This is a genomic window from Alcaligenes sp. (assembly GCF_050255915.1).
GTDB lineage: Bacteria > Pseudomonadota > Gammaproteobacteria > Burkholderiales > Burkholderiaceae_B > Alcaligenes > Alcaligenes aquatilis.
In genome coordinates, this window is record NZ_JBFWIQ010000001.1 from 260,410 (window position 1) to 278,203 (window position 17,794).

14 protein-coding genes, 1 tRNA gene and 1 CRISPR repeat array are annotated in these 17,794 nt (G+C 55.5%); of the genes, 7 read left to right on the forward strand and 8 right to left on the reverse strand.

The window, feature by feature from the left end:
- Window positions 1-64: 64 nt before the first annotated feature.
- Window positions 65-140 (reverse strand) — tRNA-His (locus tag AB7E06_RS01160).
- A gap of 194 nt (window positions 141-334) precedes the next feature.
- Here AB7E06_RS01160 and AB7E06_RS01165 point away from each other — a divergent pair.
- The 6 genes from AB7E06_RS01165 to AB7E06_RS01190 all read left to right on the forward strand — a co-directional run bounded on the left by AB7E06_RS01165 (window position 335) and on the right by AB7E06_RS01190 (window position 5,009).
- Complete coding sequence (locus AB7E06_RS01165; protein WP_094195860.1) at window positions 335-961, forward strand: L-threonylcarbamoyladenylate synthase; 627 nt, start codon at window positions 335-337, stop codon at window positions 959-961.
- A gap of 153 nt (window positions 962-1,114) precedes the next feature.
- Window positions 1,115-1,765: a site-2 protease family protein gene (locus AB7E06_RS01170; protein WP_094195861.1), complete on the forward strand. Its 651-nt coding sequence runs from the start codon at window positions 1,115-1,117 to the stop codon at window positions 1,763-1,765.
- Window positions 1,766-1,844: 79 nt separating this feature from the next.
- On the forward strand, window positions 1,845-2,756 hold the full coding sequence (gene dapA, locus AB7E06_RS01175; protein ID WP_094195862.1) for a 4-hydroxy-tetrahydrodipicolinate synthase: 912 nt from the start codon (window positions 1,845-1,847) through the stop codon (window positions 2,754-2,756).
- Window positions 2,746-3,879: an outer membrane protein assembly factor BamC gene (gene bamC, locus AB7E06_RS01180; protein WP_094195863.1), complete on the forward strand. Its 1,134-nt coding sequence runs from the start codon at window positions 2,746-2,748 to the stop codon at window positions 3,877-3,879. The genes dapA and bamC overlap by 11 nt, the downstream gene beginning before the upstream one ends.
- Before the next feature lie 430 nt (window positions 3,880-4,309).
- Window positions 4,310-4,630 (forward strand): sigma factor-like helix-turn-helix DNA-binding protein, encoded by a 321-nt coding sequence (locus AB7E06_RS01185; protein ID WP_108727977.1) that lies wholly within the window; start codon window positions 4,310-4,312, stop codon window positions 4,628-4,630.
- A 10-nt stretch (window positions 4,631-4,640) separates the two neighbouring features.
- Window positions 4,641-5,009, forward strand: a complete 369-nt coding sequence (locus tag AB7E06_RS01190; protein WP_427954764.1) for a FecR/PupR family sigma factor regulator — start codon at window positions 4,641-4,643, stop codon at window positions 5,007-5,009.
- Window positions 5,010-5,025: 16 nt separating this feature from the next.
- Here the strand turns inward: AB7E06_RS01190 and bioD are convergent, their stop codons facing one another.
- The 7 genes from bioD to mutS form a co-directional block, all read right to left on the reverse strand.
- On the reverse strand, window positions 5,026-5,718 hold the full coding sequence (gene bioD, locus AB7E06_RS01195; RefSeq protein WP_264672541.1) for a dethiobiotin synthase: 693 nt from the start codon (window positions 5,716-5,718) through the stop codon (window positions 5,026-5,028).
- Complete coding sequence (gene bioA, locus AB7E06_RS01200) at window positions 5,715-7,055, reverse strand: adenosylmethionine--8-amino-7-oxononanoate transaminase (RefSeq protein WP_427954767.1); 1,341 nt, start codon at window positions 7,053-7,055, stop codon at window positions 5,715-5,717. Before bioA ends, bioD begins: the two co-directional genes overlap by 4 nt.
- Before the next feature lie 6 nt (window positions 7,056-7,061).
- The gene (gene bioF, locus AB7E06_RS01205) at window positions 7,062-8,228 is read right to left on the reverse strand and encodes an 8-amino-7-oxononanoate synthase (RefSeq protein ID WP_321268024.1); all 1,167 of its coding nucleotides are present in this window, start codon (window positions 8,226-8,228) and stop codon (window positions 7,062-7,064) included.
- Window positions 8,225-9,421, reverse strand: coding sequence for a cytochrome P450 (locus AB7E06_RS01210; protein WP_321268026.1), 1,197 nt, complete (start codon window positions 9,419-9,421; stop codon window positions 8,225-8,227). Before AB7E06_RS01210 ends, bioF begins: the two co-directional genes overlap by 4 nt.
- 342 nt (window positions 9,422-9,763) lie before the next feature.
- Window positions 9,764-10,333: direct repeats of the CRISPR family, unit length 29 nt; unit sequence GTTTGCTGCCGAGTAGGCAGCTTAGAAAA.
- Between the two features lie 253 nt (window positions 10,334-10,586).
- Window positions 10,587-11,831: a benzoate/H(+) symporter BenE family transporter gene (locus tag AB7E06_RS01215; protein ID WP_094195870.1), complete on the reverse strand. Its 1,245-nt coding sequence runs from the start codon at window positions 11,829-11,831 to the stop codon at window positions 10,587-10,589.
- A 449-nt stretch (window positions 11,832-12,280) separates the two neighbouring features.
- Entirely contained in the window at window positions 12,281-13,471 is a 1,191-nt protein-coding gene (locus AB7E06_RS01220) for a JmjC domain-containing protein (protein ID WP_427954770.1), read from the reverse strand.
- 355 nt (window positions 13,472-13,826) lie between these two features.
- Window positions 13,827-16,463, reverse strand: a complete 2,637-nt coding sequence (gene mutS / locus AB7E06_RS01225) for a DNA mismatch repair protein MutS (RefSeq protein ID WP_094195872.1) — start codon at window positions 16,461-16,463, stop codon at window positions 13,827-13,829.
- 218 nt (window positions 16,464-16,681) lie between these two features.
- Between mutS and AB7E06_RS01230 the strand changes: the two genes are divergently transcribed.
- Complete coding sequence (locus tag AB7E06_RS01230; RefSeq protein ID WP_094195873.1) at window positions 16,682-17,794, forward strand: YncE family protein; 1,113 nt, start codon at window positions 16,682-16,684, stop codon at window positions 17,792-17,794.

Sequence of the window (17,794 nt, forward strand, 5' to 3'; positions counted from 1 at the left end):
TTTCAGTTCCTGGCTTTGGCTTCTTTTAAGGAGATACGCAAAACGCTGGAAGCGGTAAATTTTTTGGGGTGACCGATGGGGCTCGAACCCACGACAACCGGAATCACAATCCGGGACTCTACCAACTGAGCTACGGTCACCACTGTTTACTGCTTTTTGCTTCAGGCCTACTTTAGGGTGGGCTGTGAAGTAAAAAATGTATTCTAGCATGCTTTTTTTAAATAATGCAACACTCATGCATGAATACGCCGACCCTGAGTCCTGCTCCGGTCTTGCCGGTCACGGTGTGGCTCAGGTTTAATGATTTCCCCTCGTAATAGCAAGGAAGCGCGAAATGTCTCAATTATTCGTCGTTCATCCCGAAAACCCCCAACCCCGCGCATTGGCTCAAGCAGCCGAATTATTGGCTAAAGGAGGGCTGCTCGCCATTCCTACCGATTCCAGTTATGCCGTTGTCGCTCGTCTGGACGACAAGTCGGCCGCTGACAACCTGCGTCGTTTGCGTGGCTTGGATGACCGTCATCATCTGACCTTGCTGTGTCGTGATCTGGCCGAGATCAGCCACTTTGCCAAAGTGGACAACCCGCAGTATCGCCTGCTGAAAATGGCCACCCCCGGTCCGTGGACCTTTATTCTGGAAGCTACCAAGGAAGTGCCGCGCCGCGTGTCGCATCCTTCGCGCAAAACCATTGGTATTCGGGTGCCCGACCAGAAAGTGGCCCTGGCCTTGATGGAGCAAGTGGGCAGCCCCCTGATCTCCACCACCCTGATTCCCGACGGTGAAGACGAGCCCTTGAACGATGCCCAGGAAATTCTGGACCGTTATGCGCATCAACTGGCGGCGGTTGTCGATGGTGGACCGTGCCCCTTGCAGGCCACTACTGTCATTGATTTGACGGGCCCAACGCCCGAAGTGTTGCGTCGCGGGTCGGGTGATCCGTCTACGCTGGGCCTGTCTTGATCCCTGACTGACACAAAACTCGCGTCCAAGTGCGTATCCGTGTTTCAATTCTGAACCTTGGGGCAGCACTCGCTGTCCCAATCAGACGGGCCGCGTGTAGGTGGCTTATCCTTTGTGAGTGGATAGTCCCACGGCCCGGACCCAAGGATCACCATGGACTCTTTTATACAGACCTTGACGGTCTATGCTTTGCCTGTCATTTTCGGCATTACGCTACATGAAGCCGCCCATGGCTACGTCGCGCGTATGTTTGGCGACCCCACGGCGATGCTGGCCGGTCGTATCAGCCTGAACCCACTGCGCCACATTGACCCTATCGGCACCATTGTGGTGCCTGCGGTTCTGTTGCTCTCCAGCGCCATGATGGGCATGGGGGGCATTTTGTTTGGCTGGGCCAAACCTGTGCCAGTGGATTGGGGACGTTTGCGCAATCCCAAACGCGACATGCTCTGGGTTGCCTTGGCCGGCCCGGCCTCCAATATGCTGATGGCTATTTTGTGGGTCCTTTATGCCCATTTGATGGTCAAGCTGGGGCAGGGTGACAGCCGCTTCTGGATGGGGATGGCAGTGGCTGGCGTACAGGTCAACCTGGTGTTGATGGCACTGAATCTGCTGCCTTTGCCGCCTTTGGACGGTGGGCGCATTGTATTTAGTCTATTGCCTAATCGTTGGGCCTATCATTATTCTCGTATCGAGCCTTATGGCATGATCATTCTGATCTTGCTGATGTTTACCGGTGTGCTCTGGACCCTGATGAGTCCTTTGATTGCACTGGGTGAAGGCATATTGAAATGGTTCTTATGATTTAACGGCTTATCCGTTAAACTTGTGAGTCATATTTTTTTTGGGCTATAGGGCCTTAAACCCGGAGATTCATCTCATCATGGCAAGTTCGGACTCTGCTATTTCCAATTTTCAGGGCAGTATGGTTGCCCTTGTTACACCCATGGATCCCAATGGGGGTCTGGATTTTGCCGCTTACCGAAAGCTGATCGACTGGCACATTCAGGAAGGAACGCGTGTGCTGGTGGTTGTTGGGACCTCGGGCGAATCGCCTACGGTGTCGGTTGATGAACACGCTGAACTGATCAAGATTGCCGTTGAGCACGCCGCCGGTCGTGTTCCGGTGATTGCTGGTGTGGGTGGCAACTCCACCCGTGAGGCCATTGAGCTGTCGCGTCACGCCCAGCAAGTGGGTGCAGATGCCGGCTTGTCGGTGGTGCCTTACTACAACCGTCCCACCCAGGAAGGCATGTACCAGCACTTTCGCGCTATTGCCGAAGCGGTGAGCCTGCCCCAGTTTCTGTACAACGTGCCAGGCCGCACGGTCGCCGATTTGCAGAACGATACCGTGCTGCGTCTGGCTCAAATCCCCAACATCATCGGTATCAAGGACGCAACGGGCGACTTGGCTCGTGGTGGCTTGCTGCTGCGCGATGCGCCGGAAGACTTTATTGTGGTCAGCGGTGATGATCCTACCGCTGCTGCGTATATCTTATTGGGCGCCAAAGGCAATATTTCCGTGACGGCCAACGTGGCCCCACGCCTGATGAGCCAGTTGTGTCAGGCTGCTCTGGATATGGACGTACCGACGGTACGCCGTTTGAATGCCTATCTGGCAGGTTTGAATAAGAACCTGTTTATTGAGGCTAACCCCATTCCCGTGAAATGGGCCGTTGCAGAAATGGGCCTTACTCAGCTGGGATATCGTTTACCATTGACGCCGTTAAGTGCACAGCATCACGAATTGCTGCGTCAATCCTTGAAACTTGCGGATCTTCTCCATGATTGCTAAGCCAGTTAATAAAAGCCTGATAGGGCTGTCTTTGAGCCTATTGGTACTGTCGGGCTGCTCGACAATGGACCAGATAATGGGTCAGGGCGAGTCGGTGAATTACAAGAGTACGGTTGCAGGCGATCCATTGAGCATTCCGCCGGATCTGACCCAGGCTAACCGCGACGCACATTACCGTGCGCCAGAAGGTGTCACGTCTTATTCGGTCTACTCGCAAGGCCAGAATGCGCAGCAACTCAAAGGCGGGGCAGATGATATCCTGCCTCAGTCCGACGCCATCAAGGTGATGCGTGACGGTGATCTGCGTTGGCTGGTTGTAGACCGGCCCGTGGAAGACCTGTTCCCCCGTATTATCGAATTCTGGGGTGATCATGGTTTTACCATTCAGTCTCAAGATCCTCGTGCTGGTTTGATCCAGACCGATTGGGCTGAAAACCGTGCCAAGATTCCAGAAAGCTGGATTCGCAGCGCCTTGGGTTCCATCATTGACCAGGTCTTTGACAGCGGCGAACGTGACCGCTTCCGCACCCGCTTTGAGCGTGTCGGCAACAAGACCGAAATCTATGTGTCTCACCAGCATATGGAAGAGACACCGACGGCAGACGGCACCGCCTTTAAGTGGGTGTTTGCCAAAGAAGATCCCGGTCTGAATGCCGCCATGCTGGCTCGCATGATGGTGTTTTTGGGCTCGGATATTGAAACCGCACGTGAACAAGTGGCCAATGCCACCAAGGATCCTGCTGGCGTTCAAGTCCAGACCTCAGACAAGGGCGATCAGGCCGAATTGATGCTGAACGAGTCCTTTGATCGTGCATGGCGTCGTGTTGGCGTGGCCATCGACTCCGCCGGCTTCTCGGTTGAAGATCGTGATCGTTCCGCTGGTGAATTCTTTATCCGCTATCTGGATTCGGATACCGGCGAGAAGATCGAACAGCAAAACATTATTGGTCGCCTCTTCGGCAGCCGCAACACCGCCGAAGCCACTCCGTTCCGCATCAAGCTCAGTGCTCAAGGTGCAGGCACTCGCGTAACGGTGCTGGATCAGCAAGGCCAGGAACAGACGACAGCGACAGCCAAGCGCATTATTAATGTGCTGTCCACCAATCTGCGCCCCGGTAGCTGATTGTTGTAAGCTGGCCTGCGGGTCGCCTGGAAAAAGCCCTGGTTTCGTGCCAGGGCTTTTTTTATGTCTTTGCCCCGTACTGCGTGACCTTGCTCTTTTTCTCTTATCGAAGAAGAGCTAACAGGGGCAAGGAATACTATGAGGTCAAGGTGATTAGCGCTTGTTTTCCCTTTACAGAAGAAGAGGCACTTGACGGCCTTTTCCTGAAAGGACGCAGTACTTTTTTCAGGCTACGCTGGGCTTTGTTGGTAGTGTCTGTATTGCTGTTGCCCCTGAAAGTGGCGCAAGGCCTTTTTCTGGCAGGGGTTTGAGAGAGAGCACCTTTTATTTTCTGAGCAGAGTAAATCTTTATCGAGCAGGGCTGGACTTTCTCCAAAACAGTAAAGATAATAGGAACTATTATCATTTAGTGTGTTTTAGGGAGTGGCCCATGCTGAAATCGTTTTACCGTAACGGTTTACGTTTTTGCCTGCGCATGCTGCGTGGCTCACAAGCCTCTGTTCATGCTCCTTCAGAACCGGGGGCTCGTGTGTTGGCGATGATCGAGGCCTTGCCTCGTCGTCGTCGCGAAGCTTTTGTGCTGCATCGCTTCGAGGGGCTGAACTACAAAGAAATTGCGACTCGCATGGGCACTAGCCCCCGAGTGGTTGAGCACTATATCCGCATGGCTATGCTGGCGTGCCGTCACAATCCGGCACAGGCCAATCGGGTGGATGGGGTCGTGCCGCGTCCGGCTGGTTCGTATGTCTAAGGACGAGCACATGCAGCACATTGATGAGCAGGCCTTGAGCTGGCTGCTTAAGCATCATGATCCCAAACACCAGAACGATGCCCGCAGCCAGTCCGCGTTCCGTGCCTGGCTGTCCATTGATCCCCAGCACCAGGCTGCTTTCTTGCGTTGGAAGCTGGAGTGGGAAGCGATGGATGGAATCAGCCAGGAGCAACTGACCAATTTGCGTGCAACATCCCGGCAAGCCGCAGCAGGGCAGGGAACATGGCGTCAACGCGTGCTAAATCGCTGCGTGGACGTCTGGTCTGCCAACCCCGCCTTGCGTTTTGCCTTGGGCGGCGCGGTGTGTCTGCTGCTGGGCGTGGCGTTTCTAGGTAGCGTCGGCAGCTACTTTTTTTAAGCTCCATAAAAAGCGCTTAGTCTTTATCTTCCCAGGGTGAACGTAGATAGTGCGCCGCTTGCTGAATACGATCATCCAGTGTGGTGGCATTCAGTCTTGGAATGACACCCAGACAAGGGCCGGGCAGATAGTCATGCAGCGTTTGCAGGTTCTCCTTGGCATAACTCATCTCCGGGGCGATGTGGTTGGCGACCCAGCCCAGCAAGGGCAAACCACTGGCGCGTATGGCTTGGGCCGTCAGCAAAGCATGATTCAAGGCCCCCAAACGTAAACCAACAACCAAGACCACTGGTAGCTGCAAAGCCTGCGCCAGATCGACGCCTGTCCGACCTTGGCCCAAGGGCAGCATGAAGCCACCCACCCCTTCGACGACGACATAGTCCGCTGATTTCACCGCTGCTTGAACCGTCTTTTGAATCAGAGTCGGTTCCAATTCGATGCCTGCTTGCTCAGCCAGAATATGAGGGGCCGCAGCCGGTTTAAACAGGTACGGTGTCAGCGTTTCCGGGGCAGCGTTCAGGCTGGAGTGCCGCGCCAGGGCATTCACATCCTCGTTGTGTAGACGGCCATTTATTTCTTCCGCTCCCGATGCAATGGGTTTGATGCCTAGCGTGCTTGCGCCGCTTTGGTTCAGCACGTGGAGCAACGCCGAGCTGACCAGCGTTTTGCCAATCTCCGTATCGGTGCCCGTCACAAAGCAGGCCCTCATGCGTATTCCTTTAGCAGGCGACCTAAGCCAGTCAATACATGTTCGATTTCTTTCGTACCCCATAGATAGCCGGGCATCAGATATACCGTATTGCCGATAGGGCGCAGCATCAGCCCCTGTTGCAGGGCAGAGTGGTAAAAGCGTCGTGCGAAGCCCTGGTGATCGTACTGGGCTGGGCCCGTGTCCAGATCAAAGGCCCAGATCACTCCGCAGCGGCGCAGATGCTGCATCTTGGGATATTGCCGATTCAGTTTGTGCAAGCCGTCATCAAGTGCTTGTCCCAGCGTTTTTTGCAGCTCGTAGACAGGGTATTGCTGAAACAGCTCCAAGGTGGCCAGCGCTGCGCGGCAGGCCAAGGGGTTGCCGGTGTAGGAGTGGGAATGCAGAAAGCCCCGACGCAAGTCCTGGTCATAAAAACCTTGATAAATCGTGGGGCTGGATAGCACCACGGACAAAGGCAATGTCCCGCCGGTAATTCCCTTGGACAAGCACAGCAGATCTGGCCAGATACCTGCTTGCTCACAGGCAAAGAAGGTGCCGGTACGCCCGCAACCCACAGCAATTTCGTCCAGAATCAAATGCACCTGATAGCGGTCGCATAGCTCGCGCACACCGCGCAGATAGTCGGGTGAGTGCATGCACATGCCAGCCGCACATTGCACCAGGGGTTCCAAAATCACAGCGGCAATATCCTGATGGCTATTCAGAATCTGTTCCAAAGACTGCAGGGCGTTTTCGGTGATCTGGCTGTGTTCGTCCGGGCTCTTGGCCTGCCGCAGATCGGGGCTGGCTGCGGTGTACTGCTGGCCTAGCTGTGAGCCGTAGTTTTCTCGGAACAAGGGCACATCGGTCACGGCTAGCGCACCCAGCGTCTCGCCGTGGTAGCCCTGTGCGATGCCTACGAAACGGTGCTTGTGCTCCTGCCCCTGGTTGCGCCAGTAATGCACGCTTAGCTTGAGGGCAATTTCCACGGCGGAAGCGCCATCGCTGGCATAAAAAGCATGGCCTAAGCGATGATCGCTCAAGGCGGCCAAGCGCTCGGACAGTTGCACGACCGGCTCGTGGGTCAGGCCGCAGAGCATGATGTGGTCTAACTGCTGTACCTGATCGCTAATTGCCTGCACCAGATGCGGGTGGCTATGCCCGAACAGGTTTACCCACCAGGAGCTGATGGCGTCCAGGTAGGCGTTGCCGTGAGCATCATACAGCCAGGCGCCCTGGGCGCGTTTGATCGCTAACAGCGGCACGCCTTGATCGTGATGCTGCATCTGAGTGCAGGGATGCCAGACCGCTTGCAGGCTGCGTTGGGCCAAAGGGGGAAAGGAGTTTGAGTTCATGGCAAATCACCGTAAAGAGTGGGCGGCTTCATGTAGTGCCTGGACCAGTTGTTCAATGTCTTGATGCCGGTGCGCGGCAGACAGGGAAATGCGTAATCGGGCTTGATGGCGGGGAACGGTGGGCGGTCGTATGGCCGGTGCCCAAATACCTTTTTGAAGGAGCGTTTCGGATAGCTGCAAGGTGGGTTCGACCTCGCCAATCAGCAGGCTTTGTACCGGCGTCTTGGACGGAGCCAAGCGCCAGGGCAGATTCCGGCTCAGGGTTTGCAGCGTTTGGATGTGTTCTGTCAGCAAGGTCCGCTGTGCTTGAGCTTGTTTGATTAGTTGCAGACAGGCCAGCAAGGATGCGCAATGAGCTGGGGCCAGCCCGGTGCTGTACACATAGCTGCGAGCCGATTGAGTGAGCCAGTCCGCCAGGCTATGGGAGCAGGCGATAAACGCGCCGCCTTGACCGGCTGCCTTGCCAAAAGTCCCCAGATAAATCAGGCGCTGACGTTGCGTGGCCTTGAGCTGAAAATGTTCCGGCGCGCCGCGTCCGTTTTCGCCCAATATCCCCAGGCCATGCGCATCGTCCAAATACAACAAAGCATCGTGGCGTTCGCATAAGGCGATCAGCTCATCAAGCGGGGCAATCGTTCCGTCCATGCTGAACAGGCTGTCCGAGATCACCAGCTTGAACCCTGTCGTAGGGCGGCTGAGTAAGTCATCCAGGCGTGCCATATCCCTATGGGGATAGACGCGTAAACGGGCACCGGATAGACGGCTGGCATCAATCAGGCTGGCGTGGTTCAGCCTGTCACAGAAGATCGTGTCGCCAGTGCCGACTAGCGCGGGAATGACACCCAAGCTGGCCTGATAACCACTGACAAAAAGACGGCTGGCCTCAAAGCCACTCCAGTCTGCCAGATCCTGCTCCAGTGCCTGAGCCTGCGCATGATGCCCACAAATCAGCGGAGATGCGGTGGCTCCGGCGACGTCCTGTGCTTGTAGCTGCTTGAGCGCTGGGTGCTGACTCAGCCCTAGATAGTCATTGCCGGCGAAATTCAGCAAGACCTGGCCATTGCGTTCGATATGCGCGTTTGGCAAGGGACGGCTGATGGCTCTTTGTCGCCACAGCTTCTTGGCCTTCAACGCCTTCAGTTGTTGATCCAAGTGAGAGAGAAAAGCACTCATGACGGCAAGGCCCGGTATTGAACCGACAAGCGGTTCCAGCCCCGATAGGCGGGAAGCTGAATGCGTTCACCTTGGCTTAATTGAAGGCGAGGTAATAAAGGCAGGAACTGCTCAAGCGTCAGCCTGGCTTCCAACTGCACCAAACCAGCACCCAGGCAATGATGAATTCCGTGGCCCATGGAGAGCTCGGCCTGATTGTTGCGATTGAAATCCAGCTCGTCGGGATGGGCAAAAATCTCCGGGTCCCGGTTGGCAGCGCCCAAAAGCAACAGCAGCAATTGTCCCTTGCGTAAATGCTGACCGTGCCAGTGCTGGTCCTGCATCAAACGTCTGGCTGTGTATTGAATCGGGCTGTCGTGGCGCAGCACCTCTTTGATCGCGGCAGGAATCTTCTGGGGATTCGATAGCAAGTCTTGCTGCTTTGTGCAGTCGTCCAGCAGAGTTTGAAACAAGGAGCTGAGCAGATGCCGGGAGGTTTCATAGCCGGCAAAGAGCAACATACAGGACTGCGCCAAACGTTCGCGCCTGCCTTGAAGAGAGAGTTGCTTGTCATGCAAAAGCCGCCAAGCCAAGCCACCTTCTTGTAGGTTGGCGCTGTTCCCCAGAAAGTCGGCCATATCCAACAAGGCGTCCTGCGTGTCCATCAACAAGGGCTGATCTGGTGTCGCTTGTCCAATAAAACGCGCCAGTTGCTCTGACCAGGCCTGAAAAACAGATAAGGGTAGCTGCTGCAAACCGAGTACATCCATCATGACCAAGGCGGGGAGCGGACGGCAGACTTCATCCACCAGATCGGCAGAGCCGTGCTGTAGTTTGTTTTCCAAGCCCAGGTGGATTTGCGCAACGCGCTTTTCAATGGTGCCGTGTAGGGTGTCCAAGGCCTTTGCGCTAAAGGCGGCATTCACCACTCGCCGGACACGGGTGTGACGGGGACGATCCAGAAACACCAGTGTCCTGGCCATCAAGCCCTTGAAGGTTTGCAGACGCGGGGAGGGATGAGCACCTGCTTGAGATACCCACCCACCAACACGCCGCACACTTAAATCGGGATGCCGCAGGGCGGCTTGGACATCGCCGTGCCTGTGGACCAGCCACGCCCCACCACAGAAATCCGCATCCCACACCAAAGGTGGCCCCTGGCGAAGGCGGGCATAAGCCGGATAGGGAGACGCAAGATTGAAATCGCCAAACATGACACTGTTTCCTGAAGATCAAAGCCAGCGCAGGCTAGCACTTGAGCCGGGAAGAGGCAGTCAGGAGATTGTTTCTATTAATTCTTTCAGGGTGTTTTGAGCTAATTAATGAGTTATTTGCCGTTTATGACTACTGTTAGCTGTTTTTGTGTGACTGTTTTTTACAATAAAATTGATGAGCGAATTCGAGGTGATGGTCTTTTCTTTGCAGAAACCCTTTTTTTCTATGATTTAAAATTTTGTTTAAAATCAGATGCTTATGGGGTGGTGTGAAAAAAGGGTTTTAGTCGCAAAAAAAGCCATAAGATAGAGCCTGATTAGCATTCAGGGATGAACGCTCTAGTTTGCTGCCGAGTAGGCAGCTTAGAAATTTGAGAACTACACGCGCACGGCGCAAGTCTTGTTTGCTGCCGAGTAGGCAGCTTAGAAAATACCGGCTGCGGCAAACAGTTGCATGGCTGCGTTTGCTGCCGAATAGGCAGCTTAGAAATTCGCGCATGGCTTTCTCTAGCACCGCAAAATGTTTGCTGCCGAGTAGGCAGCTTAGAAAACATCGTAGTAGTAGAACGTCCGGCCTGAGCGGTTTGCTGCCGAGTAGGCAGCTTAGAAAATTAGTAATAGGCACGGACTTGTCTCACGCTAGTTTGCTGCCGAGTAGGCAGCTTAGAAAAATGTGATCGGTGGTTCTGATTAATCGGGGCGGTTTGCTGCCGAGTAGGCAGCTTAGAAAATCCCCGCATTTTCAGTTTCACGACCGATTTTGTTTGCTGCCGAGTAGGCAGCTTAGAAATGTCGTAGCGAACTGAACAAGCGCATCCTCCATGTTTGCTGCCGAGTAGGCAGCTTAGAAAGAAAACACCAATGTCTACGTCTGAACGTTACAGTTTGCTGCCGAGTAGGCAGTTCAGAAAAAGTATGGGCTGTGCTTTTTGCTAGGCGTTAAGTGTGGCGCGTCGTAAGCAGTTGAGAAAAGCTTCTGGGTTTGTAGCGTGTGCAGATAAGGTTTGCTGCGATAGAGGCCGCTGAAAAGGTTTAAATGTCGGATGCCCAGCTAGCTTTTTGTCGTAGGCCATCGCCTATCCAGTGGCAAGGCCAGTGCTGGTATCGGCCCTGCAGCAATGGCAGGCTAGGACTACCGCCCTAGTCTGCTATTTATTCCAACTAATCACCGGGCATCAGATGCTGCTGGCAGTCCATCATTACTTAGTTTTTCGGTTTTACGCTGCGGCAACTTCCCGTTCAAAATAAAGTACGCCAACAGACCAATCACCAGTCCCCAGAAGGCCCCGCCAATCCCGAATAGCGTGATATTGGCAGCCGAGGCCAGGAATGTAATCAAGGCTGCTTCACGTGATTTGATATCGGCCATGGCCCCCGCCAGGCTGCCACCAATGGTTCCCAGTAGCGCCAAGCCCGCCAGGGTGGTGATGAAGGTTGCGGGGAAGGCCATGAACACGGCGGCCAGCGTCAGGCCAAAAACACCGACAAGAATGTAGAACACGCCGGCTGCAATTCCGGCAACCCAGCGTTTGGAGGGATCCTGGTGCGCTTCTGGCCCGGTGCAAATGGCAGCGGTAATGGCCGCTACATTCATGGCGTGAGAGCCAAAAGGAGCCATGATCAGCGAGCCCAGACCGGTTACCCACACAATCGGGTTGGCGCTGGTACGAAAACCGTCGTTACGCAGGACCAGCATGCCTGGCATGTATTGGCCAGTTAGCGTAATCAGAAACAAAGGCAAGGCCACGCTCAGCAAGGCATTGAGCGTAAACACCGGCATGGTGAACACCGGCGCGGCCAGTTCCAGTTTCAGGCCACTGAGGTCGACGCGATGCTCCAACAGCAAAAAGCTCAGGCCCAGGATCAGAATGCCCACCACAGCATAGCGTGCGGAAAAGCGTTTGATGATCAGGTAGGCCAGGATCAGCAAGCCTGCCAGTTTCGGGTCCAGTGTCATGCTGCCAAATGCCCCAATGCCAAATTGCAGCAGAATCCCGGCCAGCAGGCCGGCGGCGATGCCGTTGGGAATCAGGCGGATCAGGCGCTCGAAGTAGGAGGACAGCCCCAGGGCGACGAAGGCTGCTGCCGAGATCAAGTAGGCGCCGATGGCTTCTTCATACGGCGTGGTGGCCAGTGCTGTTACCAGGAAGGCGGCGGCCGGGGTCGACCAGGCGGTGATGATGGGCTCGCGCGAGACCCAGCTCAAGAGCAGGCCGGTAACGCCGACGCCAATCGAGATCGACCAGACCCAGGACGCGGTCAGCTCGGGGCTGAGCCCGGCGACCTTGGCGGCCTGGAAAACCAGAATAAAGGTGCCACCGTAGTTAACGATGACCGAGATGAGGCCGGCCACGATAGGCGGGATCAGATCGCTGACTAAATAGGATGAGGATGATCGAGAGGTAGACATAGTGCTCTGCGCTTTCCAAAAGGAGAGATGACAAACGAGCACTAGTTATAGCGACTAAATGGACTGGTCTGATAGGACGCTTTTCTGGTGTAGGGCAGACCACTTTTGAATTAAGTAGGTGCCTGACTATATTGAGTGGGGTGGCTACGTGATTTTTGAGGGTGGCCCGAGCTGGATTGAAGCTGGGCTGTAAAGCCACTAATGCTGGCTTTATGACGAGTTGCTCGTCTTGTGAATTGCGTTTTTCATGATAGTACTTTTTCTTGCTGCAGGGCGTGAATAATGCAACGGCAACGGCAACGGCAACGGCAACGGCAACCTCAACCTCAACCTCAACCAACAAATATATCGGACTTTTGATTCTTGGCGGGCTAGAAATAAGAAAGCGGGGCAGCCTGCAAGCTGTCCCGCTTTTTTTGCTGAACTCGCCAGAGCTAGTGGCTCGGTGCTCAGTTTTCCTTGAATTGCAGCCAGCCGTCGTCCAGCCAGGCATTGAGCATTTCACGTTCGTCTTCATCCAGGGCTTCAAAATGCTCGCCGGGGATTGAGAGCTGACGCTGGTCAGACAACAATTTCAGCGCCGGGCTGGCCGGGCAGGGGGCCACTTCACCATTGATATACAGCTCATCGCCTCGGTACATCATGCGCGAGCAGCGGTCCAACGCCAAGCGGCCTTCGGGCAGCTCGGGGTCGTGCAAATCAACCGGATCTTCGGCAATGTCGAACCAGCTATTGCTGGGCAATTCGGTCAGCCAGACACCCAGGAAGCGAGAGGCTAGTGCCTCATCAAAACGAATGGCATTCAAGGCATCCAGCGACTTTTGAATCAGGTTTTCTGGCAAGGCGGCAGGTGTGGTGCTGGCCTGTGCGTCCGGGTCGGTGTAGCGCTGTTGCATGGACTCGGGCATGGGTATTGGCGGGTCGGCATACAGACCAAAGCCTTCACCATTGGCGGCGGCCAGTTGATCTGAAGCGGCATCCATCAAACCCCGAGCCAGCGTTGCCTGGGTGGGCGAGCGAAAGCCGATGGAAATCGTCATGCAGTCGCCAATCGCAATCCCGTCATGTGCTACGTGCGGGGGCAGATACAGCATATCGCCGGGTTCCAGGGTGAACTCTTCCTCTACCTGAAAATTGCGCAAAATCTTCAAGGGCAGATCAGGCACCAGACTCAAGTCTTTTTGCTGGCTGATGCGCCAGTGACGCTTGCCGTGGGCTTGCAGCAAGAACACGTCGTAGCTGTCGAAGTGCGGGCCTACGCCACCGCCGTCAGAGGCAATACTGATCATGGCGTCGTCCAGACGGGCATCGCCAATGAAGCGGAACTGACGCATCAGGGCAGCGGTATTGTCGTCGTGCAGATCTACGCTTTGTGCCAGGGCGGTCCAGTTGGGCTGCGAGGCTGGCGGCAGCTCGTCAAACGGCCCGGTTTCCATTTCCCAGTCGTCGCCGTCATGGATGATCAGGCGCGATTCGACTTCTTCGCGCGTTACCAGTTCGCGGATATTGTCTATGCTCAGCGAGTGCTTGAAATTAGGGATGGCGCCGCGTATCAATAACGGTTTGCGTTGCCAGTAGATTTGCATGAACTCATGCGCGCTGATGCCGCCCAAAAGGGTCAATGGCTGATCGATAGTCATGGACTGCCCGAACAAGAATTAAATTAGCCCGTAGCTTAACTGATCCGGCCTGTCACGGCTTGGGCGCAGTTAGCTGATAAGACGTGTATAGCGCAAAGAAAGCAGAAAAATAGGGACAAAATGCTGTGGCCACGTTTGGGCAGGGATGATTGGCAATCAGGCAATCTAGACAGGTACGTCGAAGGTCAGGTTTTTCCATAGGGGCCTGGTAGGTAGACTGGCTAGACCTTTGCTGATGCCGTGGGGTCTTTGGTGTCAATGACACAGAGCAAGCAAAGGTCGTCAGATTGGCATCCAGAGAGCAGGCTGAAAGAACGGCCTGAAAAGGGAGCCGCCCAGGCTCCCTTGGCTTTGTCTACCCAGCGGATTTCATCTCTTTTTTCCAGCGATACAGCAGATCCAGGGCATCGCGTGCGCTCAAGTCATCCACATCCAGTTGCTTGAACTGATCCAGCAGTTCCAGTGCCTGTTCTGTGGTCGGGTCAGACTCTGTCGCCGTGGTTTCAGGCGCGCTGCCTGCATTGAACAGATCCAGTTGTGCACTAGGATCATTTTGTGCTTCCAGACGGCTTAGTTCACGGCTGGCCTGACGGATGACTGCAGAGGGGATACCGGCACGTTGCGCAACCTGAATCCCGTAACTGCGACTGGCCGGACCTTCCTGAACTTCGTGCAGGAACACAATGCCCGAAGCCGATTCTGCGGCGGCCAGATGCACATTGGCAGCCGCAGGCAATTCGTTGGGCAAACGCGTGATTTCAAAGTAGTGCGTGGCAAATAAGGTCAATGCCTGATTGTGGCTGAGCAGGCGATGCGCGATGGACCAGGCCAGGGCCAGACCATCGTAGGTGGATGTCCCACGGCCAATCTCATCCATCAGCACCAGGCTGTAGGGGGTGGCGCCGGCCAGAATCGCGGCCGCTTCGGTCATTTCCATCATGAAGGTGGAGCGGCCACCGGCCAGGTCATCAGCCGCGCCGATACGGGTAAAGATGCGATCGATCTGACCAATACGGGCCGTGTTGGCCGGCACAAAGCTGCCGATGCGGGCCAATAAGGCAATCAAGGCAACCTGTCGCATATAGGTGGACTTACCACCCATATTCGGGCCGGTAATCAGCAACATGCGGCGTTGTGCATGCATCTCACAATGGTTGGGTGTGAAACGCTCGATGCTGTGTTCCACCACGGGATGACGACCCGCTTCGATCCAGATGCCAGCTTGCTCGCTTAGTTCGGGGGCGACCCAGTTATTGTCTAGTGCATGCAGCGCCAGTGAGGACAGGGTATCCAGTTCCGCCAGGGCGCTGGAGCACAGGGCCAAGGGACCCGCGTAGCTTTGCAGCTTGTCCAGCAATTGATCGAACAGGAACTTCTCGCGGCTCAGGCTGCGATCCTTGGCGGACAGGACTTTGTCCTCCCATTCTTTTAGCTCAGGTGTGATGAAGCGTTCGGCATTTTTTAGTGTCTGGCGGCGGCGGTAATCGTCGGGGACTTTGTCGGCCTGACCCCGGCTGACCTCAATAAAGAAACCATGCACACGGTTGTATTCGACGCGTAGGGTGGCGATGCCGGTACGTTCGCGCTCCCGGGCTTCGATCTTGACCAACACATCGCCGCTGTCGCTGGCCAAGCTGCGCAATTCGTCCAGGTCGGCATCGTAGCCATCGGCAATGACACCCCCATCCCGTATGAGCAAGGCAGGCTCGGGGGCGATAGCGGCCTGCAGCAAAGAGGCCAGCTCTGGGTCCAGCGCCAGATTTAACAAATGCCCATACAAATGTTCAGACTGAGCAAAGTTGTGTTCTAGTTCCTGACGCAGCTCGGGTAGCGTTGCCAGCGCATCGCGCAAACTGGCCAGTTCCCGTGGACGCACGCTGCGTAAGGAAATACGCGTGGCAATACGCTCCAGGTCTGGAAAACGACGCAGGGCATGGCGCAGCACACCCAAAGGATCGCCTGCATTCAAGCTGGCGCTTTGCTGGGTTTGGAAAAATAGGGACACCACATCCTGACGTTGCTGGACGGCGTGGTTCAGACGCAAGGGATGGTGCAGCCAGCGACGCAGCAAACGGCTGCCCATGGGGGTCTGGCAATGATCCAGCGTAGAGAACAGCGTCGGGCTGGTTTCACCGCTAATGGTTTCGGTAATTTCCAGGTTCTTGCGCGTGACCGCATCCAGCACCAGAAAGTCCGAACTATGCTGAACACGGATAGCCGTGATGTGAACCAGGGATTGGGATTGCGTGCTGCCGACATAACGCAGCAAGGCTCCGGCTGCTGCCGTAGCCGCAGGCAGATCGTCCAGACCAAAGCTGGCCAAAGAGTCCAGATCGAAATGGTCCAGCAGGGTTTCGCGTGAACCGTCTTGCGCAAAGTGCCAGTCCGGCAAGGTGTGGCAACTGGCTTGCGGCAGTTCCGGGGCAGGGCGCAGCGATTCGGGGTAGACCAGCTCGACGGGGCCGATACGGTTCAGTTCCGTGTCCAGCATGTCCGGCTCGCACTGGCTGACCAGAAACTCGCCACTGGCCAGGTTCATCCAGGCCAGTCCGACCATTTCCTGGCGTTGTACTTTGATGAGCGTGCATGCGGCGATCAGGCGATCTGCCTTGGGAGGCAGCAAGGCATCATCGGTCAGCGTGCCGGGGGTGACTACGCGCATGATCTTGCGCTCGACCGGTCCTTTGCTGGTAGCCGGGTCACCGACTTGCTCACAGATGGCGACGGATTCGCCCAAAGCGACTAAACGCGCCAGATACCCTTCCATGGCATGAAAAGGCACACCTGCCATCGGGATGGGCTCGCCGTTGGAGGACCCGCGCTTGGTCAGTGTCAGGTTTAGCAGGCGCGCGCCGCGCTCGGCATCGGCGTAGAACATCTCATAGAAGTCCCCCATCCGATAGAACAGCAGATGCGAGCCGGCCTCCGCTTTGAGCTGAAGGTATTGACGCATCATGGGCGTGTGGGCGGACAGATCGGCAGCAGAAGTCATAGCACAGTTACAGGTCAGGGAATTCAACAACAAGGCCGCCCAGAAGGCGGCTGAGTCGATATTGTAGCGAGGGCAGTCAAGCGGGGGGGAGGGAAGCGGCTGATTTAGTCTCGCGTGTTTCTCCTTAAGGAGCAGGGATATCCCGGTTTTGAGCATAGAGGTGCTTAATGCAATAATAGAAATGATAATCACTTCTATTTCGAAAACAGGATATGCCCATGTTCACACGTTGTCTTGCTTTGTCTGTCTTGTCTGCCGCTTTGCTCAGTGCCGGATCGCTTGCTCACGCCCAGTCGTCGGAGCTTGTCTCGCTGCCCTTGACGCCGGAGCTGGCACAAAAAACCTCGATTACGGCAGAAGGAGCCTTGCGCAAGGATCTGGCCTACGGGATTTATCAAGCGGTTTACAGCCCCTTTGATAATTCCTTGTATGTGGCCTCGGCGGAGCGGGCGTCGTCAGTTCGTGGCGGCGTGATCTATAAGCTGGACCCCATCACCCTGGATGTGAAGGGGACCATGTATACCGACCAGAGCAATTTCGGCCTGGCAAGGAACGCCTCGGGCGATACGTTGTACGTTACCAATAGTCTGGCTGCTGCCGTCTCCAAAGTAGGGCTAAAGGAGGACGGAAACATAGAGCGCGTCCACTTCAACAATAAGAGTTTTGATGACACCAAAATGGGTCCGCGCACGATTCGTCACGATCCTCAGCAAGGTCGTATCTATGTGGGAGCCGTAGGCGCACCTGCCGTGATCTGGGTGTTGGATGATCGCACTCTGGAACTGATCGACACCATTGAAAACGCTGGCAAATGGGTCACGGGGCTCTTGGTGGATTCGGCCTCGCATCGTCTGTATGCCGCCAATGGTGATGGTGAGGTGATGGTGGTGAATACCCAAACCAATCAGATTGAACAGCGCTGGAAACCGGCGGGCGTCAAACCCGCCTTGCTCTTGAATTTTGCGCTGGACTCCAGCCGCAATCGCCTCTATGTGACAGAGACCAAGGACCAGAAAACCGTGTATGTGCTGGATGCCCGAGACGGCAAATTGCTGCAGACACTGCCGGTGGGCGACGCGATGGATATCTTGTACAACGCCGATCGTGATGAGTTGTACTTGACGCATCGTGAGCAAGGCAAGGTATCCGTGTTGGATGGCGCCAGCTATGCGGTCAAGGCGCAATACAACTTGCCTGATAACCCCAACAGCCTGGAACTGGGTCCGGACAGCCAGTTGTACGTAACCGTTAAGGCGCCTGCTACCCCGCAGTACAAGGCCAGCAAGCGTGAAAGTGTGGTGCGCATTGATCTGAAGAACATCAAGGGTTGA